This window comes from Cupriavidus sp. SK-3, assembly GCF_000611145.1.
Classification (GTDB): Bacteria; Pseudomonadota; Gammaproteobacteria; order Burkholderiales; family Burkholderiaceae; genus Cupriavidus.
On sequence record NZ_JFJV02000081.1, the window covers coordinates 838 to 14,561 of the forward strand.

At 65.9% G+C, this 13,724-nt stretch carries 12 protein-coding genes; 7 read left to right on the plus strand and 5 right to left on the minus strand.

Going from position 1 to position 13,724, the window contains the following annotated elements; all coding sequences use genetic code 11:
* Positions 1-6 precede the first annotated feature (6 nt).
* Positions 7-957 (minus strand): LysR family transcriptional regulator, encoded by a 951-nt coding sequence (locus CF70_RS08700; protein WP_035863110.1) that lies wholly within the window; start codon positions 955-957, stop codon positions 7-9.
* A gap of 350 nt (positions 958-1,307) precedes the next feature.
* On the opposite strand from CF70_RS08700, the gene CF70_RS08705 reads away from it, so the two are divergent.
* The 4 genes from CF70_RS08705 to CF70_RS08720 all read left to right on the plus strand — a co-directional run bounded on the left by CF70_RS08705 (position 1,308) and on the right by CF70_RS08720 (position 4,113).
* Complete coding sequence (locus tag CF70_RS08705; protein WP_051648166.1) at positions 1,308-2,666, plus strand: MFS transporter; 1,359 nt, start codon at positions 1,308-1,310, stop codon at positions 2,664-2,666.
* Position 2,667: 1 nt separating this feature from the next.
* Entirely contained in the window at positions 2,668-3,216 is a 549-nt protein-coding gene (locus CF70_RS08710; RefSeq protein WP_035863112.1) for a hydroxyisourate hydrolase, read from the plus strand.
* Positions 3,217-3,277: 61 nt separating this feature from the next.
* Entirely contained in the window at positions 3,278-3,613 is a 336-nt protein-coding gene (gene uraH / locus CF70_RS08715) for a hydroxyisourate hydrolase (protein WP_035863113.1), read from the plus strand.
* A 32-nt stretch (positions 3,614-3,645) separates the two neighbouring features.
* Positions 3,646-4,113: a nucleoside deaminase gene (locus CF70_RS08720; RefSeq protein WP_035863115.1), complete on the plus strand. Its 468-nt coding sequence runs from the start codon at positions 3,646-3,648 to the stop codon at positions 4,111-4,113.
* Positions 4,114-4,212: 99 nt separating this feature from the next.
* On the opposite strand, the gene boxA is transcribed toward CF70_RS08720, so the two are convergent.
* The 4 genes from boxA to CF70_RS08740 all read right to left on the minus strand — a co-directional run bounded on the left by boxA (position 4,213) and on the right by CF70_RS08740 (position 9,924).
* Positions 4,213-5,493 carry a benzoyl-CoA 2,3-epoxidase subunit BoxA gene (gene boxA / locus CF70_RS08725; RefSeq protein WP_035863116.1) on the minus strand — a complete coding sequence of 427 codons (1,281 nt, stop codon included), beginning with the start codon at positions 5,491-5,493 and terminating at the stop codon, positions 4,213-4,215.
* 137 nt (positions 5,494-5,630) lie between these two features.
* A complete protein-coding gene (gene boxB / locus CF70_RS08730) occupies positions 5,631-7,058 on the minus strand; it encodes a benzoyl-CoA 2,3-epoxidase subunit BoxB (protein WP_035863118.1) in 1,428 nt (475 codons plus the stop codon).
* Between the two features lie 107 nt (positions 7,059-7,165).
* Entirely contained in the window at positions 7,166-8,824 is a 1,659-nt protein-coding gene (gene boxC, locus CF70_RS08735; RefSeq protein ID WP_035863120.1) for a 2,3-epoxybenzoyl-CoA dihydrolase, read from the minus strand.
* A gap of 116 nt (positions 8,825-8,940) precedes the next feature.
* Positions 8,941-9,924, minus strand: coding sequence for a helix-turn-helix transcriptional regulator (locus CF70_RS08740; RefSeq protein WP_035863121.1), 984 nt, complete (start codon positions 9,922-9,924; stop codon positions 8,941-8,943).
* Between the two features lie 89 nt (positions 9,925-10,013).
* Between CF70_RS08740 and CF70_RS08745 the strand changes: the two genes are divergently transcribed.
* The 3 genes from CF70_RS08745 to CF70_RS08755 are packed head-to-tail and all read left to right on the plus strand — an operon-like array spanning position 10,014 to position 13,654.
* Complete coding sequence (locus tag CF70_RS08745; RefSeq protein WP_035863122.1) at positions 10,014-10,478, plus strand: DUF4863 family protein; 465 nt, start codon at positions 10,014-10,016, stop codon at positions 10,476-10,478.
* A gap of 10 nt (positions 10,479-10,488) precedes the next feature.
* Complete coding sequence (locus CF70_RS08750; RefSeq protein WP_035863127.1) at positions 10,489-12,033, plus strand: 3,4-dehydroadipyl-CoA semialdehyde dehydrogenase; 1,545 nt, start codon at positions 10,489-10,491, stop codon at positions 12,031-12,033.
* 49 nt (positions 12,034-12,082) lie between these two features.
* Positions 12,083-13,654: a benzoate-CoA ligase family protein gene (locus tag CF70_RS08755; protein WP_035863128.1), complete on the plus strand. Its 1,572-nt coding sequence runs from the start codon at positions 12,083-12,085 to the stop codon at positions 13,652-13,654.
* The last annotated feature ends 70 nt before the right edge of the window (positions 13,655-13,724 follow it).

Genomic DNA, 13,724 nt, shown 5'->3' on the forward strand with positions numbered 1-13,724 from the left:
GGGGCGCTAGGCTTGCCTGGGCATGTCGCGCAGGCGCCGGAGTTCCTCGGAGGCATCGGTCAGCAAGCCACGCAGCCACACGTGCGAGGCCGAGCGATGGCGCGACGGGTGCCACAACTGGTAGAACCGCATGAACGGGAACGAGATCGGGGAGCCGACGATGGCGAGCGGCAGGCTCGCCGCGTAGTAGTTGGCGAAATGCCGCGCGGTGGTCAGGATCAGGTCCGTGCCCGGGATCAGGTTGGGCGCCAGGCTGAAATACGGGCAACTGACCTTGCGGTCGCGGTGCAGCCGCAGCGTGCCCAGGCCGGTCTCCACCACGCCGCGCTGGCCGCGCGAATACGGCATCGGCACGATGTGCGGCGCCTGCAGATAGGCTTCGGCCGTCATCTTGCCCGCTTTCGCCAGCGGATTGTCGTCGGCGAGCACGCAGACGACTTCGTCTTCGAGCAGCACCGACAGATGCAGGTGTTCGGGCGGACTGGGCCAGTTGCCGATCACGATATCCACGGTGCCTTCCGCCAGGGCCTGCTCATAATCATATTGCGGCCCGAGCGCCTGCGTCACCAGCCTGGCCCGCGGCGCCGATGCCCTGAACGCCTTCACCACGTGCGCGAAGAAGGTCGGAGCCAGGTAGTCCGGCATCGCCACCGTGAAGCTCTGTTCCGTGGTGGCGGGATCGAAGGCTTCCTCGTCGACCAGCAACTTGTCCAGCGCGACCAGCGCGGCCTGGGCGCTGCGGGCCAGTTGCACCGCGCGCTCAGTCGGCACCATCACGTTCTTTTCGCGGTTCAGCAGCGGGTCGCCGAAGATTTCGCGCAGCCGTTTGAGCGCCGCGCTGATGGCGGGCTGGGACTGGTTGAGGCGGATCGCCGTGCGCGATACGCTTTGTTCCGCGATCAGCGTGCATAGCACACGCAGCAGATAGGTGTCGAACGGGTCGTCTGCTCGGATCACTCCAACACTCCTTGTTCGGGACATGCCCGGCGGCCCGGATCGCCCGACAACTGGCGCTGCACACGATTGTCCGCCGACAAAACCGGGCTGGCGCGGCGCGCTTCGCCGCTCCCTCCTTCTACCATCGATGCGCCGCCAGGCGCGATTCGGTCGAACCCGGACACTTGCCTGCGCCTCAGGCGTCTCATACGCCCCGGTTACCGACACGGGTGCGACACCGGTCCGCCACGGATATCAACTCTGATATGCGCTCTATAGCAGGCCCCCGGTTAACTTTGCGCGGCGCGCTCATGTACTCTGCCTCAAAGCAAATGCAGCCCGCATGTACGGGACTCAACCAAGGAGACACCATGTCTGCAACAGAGCAGATCGCCCCTCTTTACACCGCCAGCGCGGCCGGCACGGAGGACAGCGTCTATCGCAAGGTTTCATGGCGGCTGCTGCCGTTTCTCGGCGTACTGTGGATTCTCGCCTGGCTCGATCGCGTCAACATCGGCTTCGCCAAGCTGCAGATGCTGGATGCCCTGCGCTTCAGCGAGGCGGTCTACGGGTTGGGCGCGGGGATTTTCTTCCTGGGCTACTTCCTGTTCGAAGTGCCGTCGAACATGCTGCTGCAAAAGATCGGCGCGAAGAAGACCGTGATGCGCATCACCATCGGCTGGGGCGTGATCTGCATGCTGCAGTCGCTGGTCACCACGCCCACGCAGTTCTATGTGCTGCGCTTCCTGCTCGGCGCCTTCGAGGCAGGCTTCTATCCGGGCGTGATCCTCTATCTCACTTACTGGTATCCGAGTGAGCGCCGCGCGCGGGCATTCGGCACCTTCATGTCGGCATCGGCGATCGCCGGCGTGCTGGGCGGCCCGATCGCGGGCTGGATCATGACGTCGATGGCCGGGGTCAACGGCATGCATGGATGGCAATGGCTGTTCGTGCTCGAAGGCATTCCCTCGGTGCTGGCCGGCGTGGTGGCCTTTTTCTACATGACTGACAGGCCGGAGCAGGCTCGCTGGCTCAACACGGAAGAAAAGCGCGTGATCCGCGAAGGGCTGGAGCGCGACAACCTGGCGCTGGGCGAGCGCGGCACCGACTGGCGCACGCTGTTCCGCAATCCCAAGGTCTGGCTGCTGATCGCCATCTTCTTCTGCCTGCTGTGCGCGAACTCGACCCTGACGTTCTGGATTCCCACCATCATCAAGGACGTGGGCTTTACGACACCGGTCGCCATCGGCTGGATTGCCGCGCTGGCCTACCTGTGCGGCGCCGTTGGCATGATCGCCAACGGCGCGCATTCGGACCGCAGGAAGGAGGTGCGGTGGCACTTCAGCGCACCCGCCATCTGCGGCGCCCTGGCCATGGGCACGCTGGCGCTGTTGATGGACATTGGCAGCCTTTCGCCGGTCTTTGCGCTGCTGGCCATGACCGTCGCGCTGGCCGGGACCATGAGCGCCATCCCCGTGTTCTGGCAACTGCCCAACCGCTTCCTGGCCGGCGGTGCGGCGGCGGTGGGCGTGGCGCTGATCAACTCGGTGTCCAATCTCGCGGGCTTCGGCGCGCCCTACCTGATGGGCCTGGTGAAGAACGCCACGGGACGCATTGCACCGGGGCTTTACCTGGTGGCCGCCATCGAACTGCTGGCAGCCATCCTTGTGCTCATCGGGATCGCAGCCACCGTACACACCATGAAATCCAGAAAGACCCAGGAGGCCTGAGATGAAAGACCATCGCATCGATTCCAACGCGCTTGCCGAACACGTCGATCAGCCCCGCAGGCAGTTCGCCATCGGCAGCGCCTTGTTCGGCAGCGGCATGCTGCTGGCTGCAAGCGGCCTGGCGGCAACGCCGCAGGCGCCCGCGGGCACGCCGGCCCCGGCGCAGGACGTAGGCCCGATCGTGCTGCATGGCGTGAGCCCGCGGCTGACCATCCATACGCTCGACACTTACCATGGCGCGCCCGCCACCGGCTTGCGCGTGGACTTCTCCGTGCTGAAGGACGGCAAGCCCACGCTGCTGCGTTCGCTGACGATCAACGCAAACGGCCGCGCGGACGAGCCCCTGCTGATCGACGACAGCTACCGCACCGGCAGCTACGAACTCCTGCTGCACGTGGACGACTACTTTGCAATGCGCCAGGCGAAGCTGCCGCGGCCAGGTTTCCTGTCCAAGGTACCGATCCGCTTCCAGGTCGCGGATACGCGCGAGCGCATCCACCTGCCGGTGCAGTTCGGGCCGTGGAGCTATACCTACTACCGCGGCAGCTGAAGACAACGGTACGAACACTCTCACTGACTCTCACTGACTCTCTCAACTACGGAGCAAGCAGATGGCAGGCATCAGCACACACGTACTCGATCTCGGCAGCGGCCGGCCCATCGCGGGCATGCAGATTGACCTCTTCGACCTGGGCACATCGCCGCCCACGCTGCTCAACAGCACGCGCAGCAACGCCGACGGGCGCACGGACGCGCCCATGCTGCCGCCGCCGCAGGCGCGTGCCGGCGAGTTTGAGCTGCGCTTCCAGGTCGGCGCGCATTTCAAGACAGCCAGCGCCTTTGCCGACGTGATCCCGGTGCGGTTCTCGGTCGCCGACCCCAAGCAGCACTACCACGTGCCGCTGCTGTGCTCGCCGTGGTGCTTTTCCACCTACCGCGGCAGTTGAAACAACCTGAAATCTTTCCCCGGAGTCCACGCATGACACAAGCAGAACAACACCTCATCGAATCGATCCGCCTGGCCATGGGCAATGTCCGGGAGCGCAACACCTGGCCCTTCGGCGCGGTGGTGGTCAGGAACGGCGAGGTCATTGCAAAGGCGGTCAACGAAGTGGATGCCACCTGCGACCCGACCGCCCACGCCGAGATGCAGGCCGTACGCGCGGCCGGCGCCGCGCTGGGCAAGCCGGATCTGACCGGCTGCACGGTGTACGCCAGCGGCTATCCCTGCCCGATGTGCCTGACCGCGATGTACCTGGCGGGCGTCGGCAAGGTCTACTACGCCTACTCCAATGAAGCCGGCGCGCCGTACGACCTGTCGGCCGAGCGCGGCTACATTGAACTGGCAAAGCCGGTGGCGGAGCGGGAAATGAAGCTGGAGTGCATCCCCGTTCGCGATGAAGGCGAGGACCTGTACGAAGCCTGGCGCAAGCGCCAGGCCGTCTGAGCCGCGGGCCAGTTCGCATCAGGAGAACCGCGTGATTGCGTCGCTCGGCTACGGGTTTTGAGGAAGGGGTCGTTCCCGGCGAGCGCCCCCCTCAAATAGTCAATACGTCTCCAGATGCAACCGGCCGTCCTTCTTCAATGCGGCGCCTACGGTGTCCCACGATAGCCCCGCCTCTTCCGCCACATCCTTCAACGCCAACACCACCCCCTCCTCCATGCTCTTCAACCCGCAGACATAGAAACAGGTGTTCGGATCGGCAAGCAAGGGCCCCAGGTCGGCGGCGCGTTCGCGCATCACGTCCTGCACATAGCGCTTGGGTTGACCCGGCGTGCGCGAGAAGGCGAAGCTGGTGTCGATGAAGTCCTTGGGCAGGTTCTGCAGCGGTCCGAAGTACGGCAGCTCCTCCTGCGTGCGCGCGCCGAAGAACAGCATCAGCTTGCCCCCCTCGAACTTCCCGGACTTGCGCAGCCGCCTGCGCCATTCGGTCATGGCCCGCATGGGCGCGCTGCCGGTGCCCGTGCAAATCATCACGATATTCGAGCGCGGATGATTCGGCATCAGGAAGCTCGCGCCAAACGGCCCGATCACCTCCACCTTGTCCCCCACCTTCAGATCGCACATATAGTTTGACGCCACCCCGCGCACCGGATTGCCCTGGTGGTCCTCCAGCACCCGCTTGATGGTCAGCGAGATATTGTTATATCCCGGCCGCTCGCCATTGCGCGGACTGGCGAGCGAATACTGCCGCGCATGGTGCGGCCGGCCGCTGGCATCCACACCAGGCGGCACGATGCCGATCGACTGGCCTTCCAGCACCGGGAAAGGCGAGGTGCCGAAGTCCAGCACGATGTGATGCGTATCGTACTCGCGGCCGACCTCGGTCACGCGTGCATTGCCGGTGACGGTAGCGGTGATCGAGCGGGACGCGGCCTTGGCGCCGTAGAGATTGGTATAGGCGTGCGCGGCCGACCACGGCGGCACGGTAGCGCCATACTGCGCGCTGTTGAATACGTCGTCGCCGGTGACGGCGGCGGGCAGCGTCACCGCCGCGGATTCAAGGACCGGCTCGGCGTCCGCCGCCACGCCCTCGGCAGCCAGTTGCTCGGCTGACATCTCGTCAGGCAGCGTCTCCCAGCCAAGTTGCTCCGTGATGCTGTACGCCTTGACGCGCGGCATGGTGCGCCAGTTGTCGATCGAACCGGTCGGGCACGGCGAGATGCAGGCCATGCAGGAGTTGCACTTGTCGGCATCTACCACGTAGTTGCGGGAATCGTGGGTGATGGCCGAGACCGGGCAGGTAGCCTCGCAGGTATTGCAGCGAATGCAGATCTCGGGGTCGATCAGGTGCTGCCTGATGACCTGGATGTCGGACATGTCCATGGCAATCTCCGGGGGTGAAGCGGCCCCTGTGGCCGGGGCCTTCGGGCGTGGGGTCCAGCAGCAGCAGCAGCAGCAGTACCCCGCCCTTGTCTCTTTTCTCTCGTCTCTTGTCTCTTGTCTCTTGTCTCTTGTGTGGCTCAGTTGAAGCGCACGTACTCGAAATCCACCGGCTGGCGGTTGATGCCCATCACCGGCGGCGCGATCCAGCCGGCGAACTTGCCCGGCTCGACCACGCGGCCCATCAGGCTGGCCACGAAGGCGCGGTCGGTCTCGCTCGGCAGCCACTGGTCAACGTTCGCCTTCCATTCGGCGTCCGAGATCACCCGGCCTTCCGGCGCGATCTTCACGCCGGAAAGCGCGCCGATATTGCGGTGGAAGGCCTTGTGCGGCACCTTCAGGCGGAACGGGATGCCGGCCTTGTCGATGACCCGGTTCCAGCGCTCCACACCGGCAACGCTATCCTTGATGTAGTCGTCGCGCAATACCTCGTTGAGCGCGTTGAGCATCGGCACTTCCTTCTCGACAAGCTGGCCGCCCGCCGCCTGCAGGACCTTGTAGGTCTGGCCCTTGAGCACGTGATCGTCGGTGCGCTTGCCTTCCTCGTAGCGGCCCTTGAGGCCGGTGCTGTAGAAAGTGGCGGCGTTGCTCGACTCATCCGCGCCGAACAGGTCGATGGTCACGCTGTAGTGGAAGTTCAGGTAGCGCTGGACGGTGGGCAGGTCGATCACCCCGGCGGCGCGCAGCCTGGCGGGATCGTCGGTCTTCAGTTCGTTCATCACCTGGCAAGTGCGCTGGATCACGCGCGAGATGCCGCTCTCGCCGACGAACATGTGATGCGCTTCCTCGGTCAGCATGAACTTGGTGGTGCGGGCGAGCGGATCGAAAGAGCTTTCGGCCAGCGCGCACAACTGGAACTTGCCGTCGCGGTCGGTGAAGTAGGTGAACATGAAGAACGACAGCCAGTCCGGGGTCTCTTCATTGAACGCCTGCAGGATGCGCGGGTTGTCCTGCTGGCCGCTGCGGCGCTCCAGCAGCGCTTCGCCCTCTTCGCGGCCGTCGCGGCCGAAGTATTTGTGCAGCAGGTAGACCATCGCCCACAGGTGGCGGCCTTCCTCCACGTTGACCTGGAACAGGTTGCGCAGGTCGTACATGCTCGGCGCGGTCAGGCCGAGGTGGCGCTGCTGCTCCACCGACGCGGGTTCGGTGTCGCCCTGGGTCACGATGATGCGGCGCAGGTTGGCGCGGTATTCGCCAGGCACGTCCTGCCAGGCATCTTCGCCCTTGTGGTCGCCGAAATGGATCTTGCGGTCGGCTTCGGCCGGGTTCAGGAAAATGCCCCAGCGATAGTCCGGCATCTTCACATGGCCAAAGTGCGCCCAGCCCTGCGGATCGACGCTGATGGCGGTGCGCAGGTAGATGTCGAAGTTCTGCGAGCCATCCGGCCCCATGTCGTTCCACCAGCTCAGGTAGTTGGGCTGCCATTGCTCGAGCGCGCGCTGCAGCGTGCGGTCTTCGCTGAGGTTGACGTTGTTGGGGATCTTGTCGCTGTAGTTGATGCTGGACATCATGGTCTCCGAAGCTGGCTGTGCATGTGGTGGAGCGTGTTCGATTTCAGGTGCGGCGCCCCACCCGGACATGCGCCGCACGACGATGCTTTAACTAAAGAACAACGTCAGACGCGATTCCAGTCGAACGCGGCCTTGTCGCCCTTGCCGTAGACCTTGAGCGCGCCCTTCTCGCCGACGGCGTTGGGACGCTGGAAGATCCAGTTCTGCCAGGCGGTAAGCCGCCCGAAGATGCGGGTGAACATGTTCTCCTGGCCGTTGAAGCGCAGGTTGGCTTCCATCCCGGTGAGCGCATCGGGGGACATGGACGCGCGCTCTTCCAGCGCAATGCGCACTTCGTCGGTCCAGTCGATATCGTCCGGGTTGGCGGTGACGAGGCCGACCGCGAACGCAGCGTCGGCGTCGAGCGGCTGGCCGGCCCTGGCGCGCACCGCATCCAGCGCCGGTTGTTCGTCGTAGAAGCGGCGGCCCAGGCGGCTCTGGCCGGTCACCATCGGGTACAAGCCGAAATTGGTCTCGGCCACGGTGATCTTCGGGGCGCGCGCTTCGTCGTCCGGCAGCGCCAGGTGGTAGCTGCGGTCGCAGGCCAGCGCCAGTTCGAGGAAGGTGCCGGCAAAGCAGGAGCCCGGCTCGATCAGCGCGAACAGGCTGCGCGACGACACATCCAGCCGCGAGAGGGTACGGCGCAGCAGGCCGATGGTTTCGCGCACCAGCCAGTGATCCTTGTTGGCAAGCAGCGTGGCGTCCATGGCCAGGACGTTGGCGGCATCGCCTTCGGTCTTGATCAGCCAGGTGCCGATGTCGAGCTCGTTGGTACGCATCGACAGGATGGCGTCTTCCAGTTCGCGCGCCAGTTGCAGCGGATACCAGGCGGCGCCGGCTTCGGCGATGGCGCTGACGCTTTGCGGTTGCGGGCCCGACGGCGCCTTGACGGTGAAGGTGGCCTTGCGTCCGGCGCGGTCGATCTCCACGGTGACGTGCGTGTAGCGCAGGGCATCGTCTTCCAGCGTGCGCGCAACCGGCGTCAGCGCCACGCCGCGCGCACCGGCCGGACGGTCGCTCTGCGCGGCGAGGGCCAGCGCGCGTTCCTGCACTTTCTGCGCGAATGCGGCGGGCTTGGCGATGTCGTCCACCAGGCGCCAGTCCTTGGCGCGCTGACCGCGCACGCCTTCGGTGGTGGTGCAGAAGATATCGGCGAGGTCGTGGCGCACGTGGCGCTTGTCGGTCACACGCGTCAGGCCGCCGGTGCCGGGCAGCACGCCCAGCAGCGGCACTTCGGGCAGGCTCACGGCGGAGGAACGGTCATCGACCAGGATGATCTCGTCGCAGGCCAGCGCCAGTTCATAGCCGCCGCCCGCGCAGGCGCCGTTGACCGCGGCGAGGAACTTCAGGCCGCTGTGCTTCGACGAATCCTCCAGCCCGTTGCGCGTTTCGTTGGTGAACTTGCAGAAGTTCACCTTCCAGGCGTGGCTGCTGACGCCCAGCATGAAGATATTGGCGCCGGAGCAGAACACCTTGTCCTTGCCGCTGGTGAGCACCACGGTACGTACCTCGGGATGCTCGAAGCGGATGCGGTTGACCGCATCGTTCAGTTCGATGTCGACGCCGAGGTCGTAGCTGTTGAGCTTGAGCTTGTAGCCGGGGCGCAGGCCGGCGTTCTCATCGATGTCCACCGCCAGCGTCGCAACGGGACCGTCGAACGTCAGCTTCAGGTGCTTGTATTGGGACGGGTCGGTCTGGTAGTCGACGCGGGGGGCGGTAGTCATGAGTGTCTCCTCAGCGATGAAGCACAATAGTGCATGGGTCGTGATTCAGTGAAAGAACTATAGTTCATGCACTGAAATTCAGTCAAGCAATATTGTGCATCTTTCAGAGGAGATGCTCAGAGGGGCAGTTGCAAGGCGTAACGCACACGCTCCCGGAGCGCGAGGAAGGTGGATTCGAGCGGTTCCGCGCTGGTGTCGACCGTGAAATCCGCCTTGGAATAGAAGGCCGCACGGCCAGCCAGGATGTGGCGCAGGTCTTCCATCGCCTCCTTGCTGGCCGCCATCGGGCGGAAGTCCCCCTGGGCGCGCACGCGGTTCATGTGATCTTCCGGGCTGGCCTGCAACCACACCGTGGTGCAGTGGGCCAGCAGCAGGTTGAAGGTCGCCGGGTCCGACACCAGCCCGCCCGGCGTGGCGATCACGGCCTCCGGATAGATCTGGATGGCCTCCTCCAGGGCGCGCCGCTCGTAGCGGCGGTAGGCGTTCATGCCATAGAGCCCCTGGATTTCCGAGATGCTGCAGCCGGCAAACTTCTCTATCTCGCGGCTCAGCTCGACAAAGGGGAAGCCAAGATCCTCGGCCAGCATGCCGCCAAGCGTGGATTTGCCGGCGCCGCGCAGCCCGATCAGCGCCACGCGCGGGCTGCGCGCGGCATTGCCGCCGCCGGTGCCCAGCATCTCGCCCACGGCGATGCGCACGCGCCGCAGCGTGCCTTCGTCCCGGTGTTCGAGTAGCTCCCTGATCAGCAGCCATTCGGGCGAAGAGGTCGACACGTCGCCCAGCAACTCCGCCAGCGAGCAATGCAGCGCCGAGGCGATCTGCAGCAGTACCAGGATGGATGCATTGCCGCTGCCGTACTCCAGGTTGGCGAGATGCCGCTCCGAGACGCCGGCCGCCAGCGCCGTGGCCTTGCGCGTCAAACCCCGGCGCGCGCGCAGCTCGCGCACGCGCTCGCCCAGTGAGACGAGAAAGGCATTTTTCTCATGGGAGCCGGCTTCGGCGCCGGCGCCGTTGCCGTGCGCGGCATCGGCATCCCTGTCGTCTTTGGCATCGCGTGCATCCCGCGTTAACCCGGCTTCATGCAATATAGTGCTTGACATGGTTTGGTGACGGCTCTATGTTTCATTCATGCACAATAATGCATGAAACGCGGGTATGCAACCCGGCTAAGTCTAACGGAGCGTCTTTCATGTCCCCCACCGAATTCCGCGAGCAGATCGCGCGGCTCACGGCCTGCATTGCCGGCCGCTCTCTCGATGCCTCCCTGGATGCCTGGCTCAATGCCGAGCACGGCGTCGGCAGCCCTACCTATAGCGCACTGAAGAACGCCTGCGAGACCGGCGTGGCCGAGGGCTGGCTATGCGATCGCGAGGGCGGCGGCATCCGCTATGGCCGCATCTTCAAGCCGGCCGCCGACCTGCATGGCTTTTCGGTCGACGTGGTCGATATGCAGGACATCGCCGGCCCGCATCACACCCATCCCAATGGCGAGATCGACCTGATCGTGCCGGTCGATGCCGGCGCCGAGTTCGACGGCCGCCCGGCCGGCTGGCTGGTCTGCCCGCCGGGCAGCGCGCACCGGCCCACCGTCACCCGTGGGCGCGCGCTCGTCCTTTACCTGCTGCCCGAAGGCCGCATCGACTTCACCCGCTGAGAACCGCTTCATGACCGAATTGCTTTCCAACTATCTCGGCGGCCGCTGGCAGGCCGGCTCCGGCAACGGTGCGACGCTGTCCGACCCCGTGCTCGGCGATGCACTGGTGCGTGTCGACGCCACCGGGCTCGACCTCGCGGCGGGCTTTGCCTTCGCGCGGGAGCAAGGCGGCCCGGCATTGCGCGCCATGACCTATCGCGAACGCGCCGCCATGCTGGCCGCCGCGCAGAAGGTCCTGCAAGCCAACCGCGATGCGTATTACGACATCGCCACCGCCAACAGCGGCACCGTGCACAACGATTCCGCGGTGGATATCGATGGCGGCATCTTTACCCTCGGCACCTATGCGAAGCTCGGCGAGTCGCTGGGCGACCGGCGCTACCTGATCGACGGCGACACCGCGCGCCTCGGCAAGGATCCGCTCTTCCAGTCGCAACATGTGCTGGCACCCACGCGCGGCGTGGCGCTCTTCATCAATGCCTTCAATTTCCCGGGCTGGGGCTTGTGGGAGAAGGCCGCGCCGGCGCTGCTGTCGGGCGTGCCCGTGATCGTGAAGCCGGCGACGGCCACCGCGTGGCTGACCCAGCGCATGGTGAAGGATGTGGTCGAGGCGGGCGTGTTGCCGCCCGGCGCGCTCTCCGTGGTTTGCGGCAGCGCGGCCGGACTGCTCGATCAGTTGCAGCCGTTCGATGTTGTCTCCTTCACCGGCTCGGCCGAGACTGCCGCGCTGATCCGCTCGCATGCCGCGGTAACGCAACGCTCGGTACGCGTCAATATCGAGGCCGACAGCGTCAACTCTGCCCTGCTGCTGCCCGGCGAGGCCGCGGGCAGCGAGGCACTGGACCTGCTCGCCAAGGAAGCCGCGCGGGAAATGACCGTCAAGTCCGGGCAGAAATGCACGGCCATCCGCCGCATCTTCGTGCCCGAGGCCTTGTATGGCGCCGCCGCCGAAGCCATCGGGGCACGCTTGCGCAAGACCACGGTGGGGAATCCCCGCAACGAGTCGGTGCGCATGGGCGCCCTGGTCAGCCGGACGCAACTCGCGTCCGTGCGCGAAGGGCTCGGCTATCTGCAGGCGCAAACCGAAGTGCTGCACGACGGCGCCACGCACGCGCTGATCGATGCCGACCCGGCCGTGGCCTGCTGCATCGGCCCCACGCTGCTGGGCGCGCGCGATGCGGACGCCGCCGGTCGCGTCCACGACACCGAGGTGTTTGGCCCCGTGGCCACGCTGCTGCCCTACCGCGACAGCGCCCATGCGCTGGCCCTGGTGCGCCGGGGCCAGGGATCGCTGGTGGCGTCGCTGTATGGCAGCGATCCCGCAGCGCTGGCCGCCGTCGCCGTCGAGCTTGCCGACAGCCACGGACGCGTCCACGTGATCTCCCCCGAGGTGGCCCAGTTGCACACCGGCCACGGCAACGTCATGCCGCAGTCGCTGCATGGCGGCCCCGGCCGCGCCGGCGGCGGCGAAGAACTTGGCGGGTTGCGCGCGCTGAACTTCTATCACCGGCGCAGCGCCATACAGGCCGGCACCCACGTGCTGGAACGCCTGTAGGCGCGCGCCGCCGGCGAAATCCATACACCACCGATACGGGGAGACACGCATGACAGCCGAACCACAGGTCCAGCCGCCCGGGACGCCGTTCAACTTCGCCCAGCACCTGATCGCGTGCAACGCGCAGCGGCCTGGCAAGGTCGCCTATATCGACGACCATGGCCACATGCGCTATGGCGAACTGGCCGACCGCATCCGCCGGCTCGCTGCCGCGCTGCAGGCTTGCGGCATCCACCGCGAAGAGCGCGTGCTGTTGCTGATGCACGATTGCAACGACTGGCCGGTGTGCTTCCTCGGCGCGATATACGCGGGCATCGTGCCGGTGGCGGTCAACACCCTGCTCACCGCCGATGACTACGCCTATATGCTGCAGCACAGCCGCGCGCAGGCGGTGCTGGTTTCGGGCGCGCTGCTGCCCGTGCTGCAGGAGGCCATCGCCCAGGGCGGCCATGAGATCGGGCGCGTGATCGTCTCCCGGCCCGCCGGGCCGCTTGCGCACGGCATGATCGCGCTCGATGCGTTGATCGATAGCCACGCGCCGCTACCGGCACCGGCTGGTACCGGCCCCGACGATCCCGGCTTCTGGCTCTATTCGTCGGGCTCCACGGGGCGTCCCAAAGGCGTGCTGCACAGCCAGGGCAATCCGTACTGGACCACCGAGCTTTACGCGAAGCCCATCCTCTCGTTGTGCGAGAGCGATATCTGCTTCTCCGCGGCCAAGCTCTACTTCGCCTACGGGCTCGGCAACGGCCTGAGCTTCCCGCTCAGCGTGGGCGCTACCGTTGTGCTGATGGCCGAGCGGCCGACGCCGGAAGCCACCTTCAAGCGCTGGCTGGAAAACCAGCCGACCGTGTTCTTCGGCGCGCCCACCGGCTACGCGGGCATGCTCGCCGCGCCCGGGCTGCCGCAGCGGGAACAGGTCTCGCTGCGCCTGTGCTCGTCCGCCGGCGAGGCCTTGCCGGCCGACATCGGCGAGCGTTTCACCGCGCGCTTCGGCTGCGAGATCATCGACGGCATCGGCTCGACGGAAATGCTGCATATCTTCCTGTCCAACCGTCCGGGACAGGTGCGCTACGGCACCACCGGCTGGCCGGTACCCGGCTATGTGGTCGAACTGCGCGACGAAGACGGCCGGCCGGTGCCCGACGGCGACATCGGCGACCTCTATATCCAGGGCCCGAGCGCGGCGCTGATGTACTGGGGCAACCGCGAGAAATCGCGCGAAACCTTCCGCGGCGGCTGGACCAAGAGCGGCGACAAATACGTACGCAACGCCGACGGCAGCTACAGCTACGCCGGCCGCAGCGACGACATGCTCAAGGTCAGCGGCATCTATGTATCCCCCTTCGAAGTGGAAGCCACGCTGATGGTGCACCCCTCGGTGCTCGAAGCCGCCGTGATCGGCGTCCCCGACGAAGCGGGCCTCACCAAGACCAAGGCCTTCGTGGTGCTCAAACCCGGCGCGCAGGTGAGCGAGACGGAGCTGAAAGCCTTCGTCAAGGAACGGCTGGCGCCATACAAATATCCTCGCATCATCGAGTTCATGGACGCGCTGCCGAAGACAGCCACGGGCAAGATACAGCGGTTCAGGCTGCGCGAAATGGAAAGCGCGCCAGCGTGAGAAGCAAAGCGGGAGAGGTGAGCCAACCATCGAAAAAAGAGCGATGCGAAGCGAGCCCCCCAAGCGATGC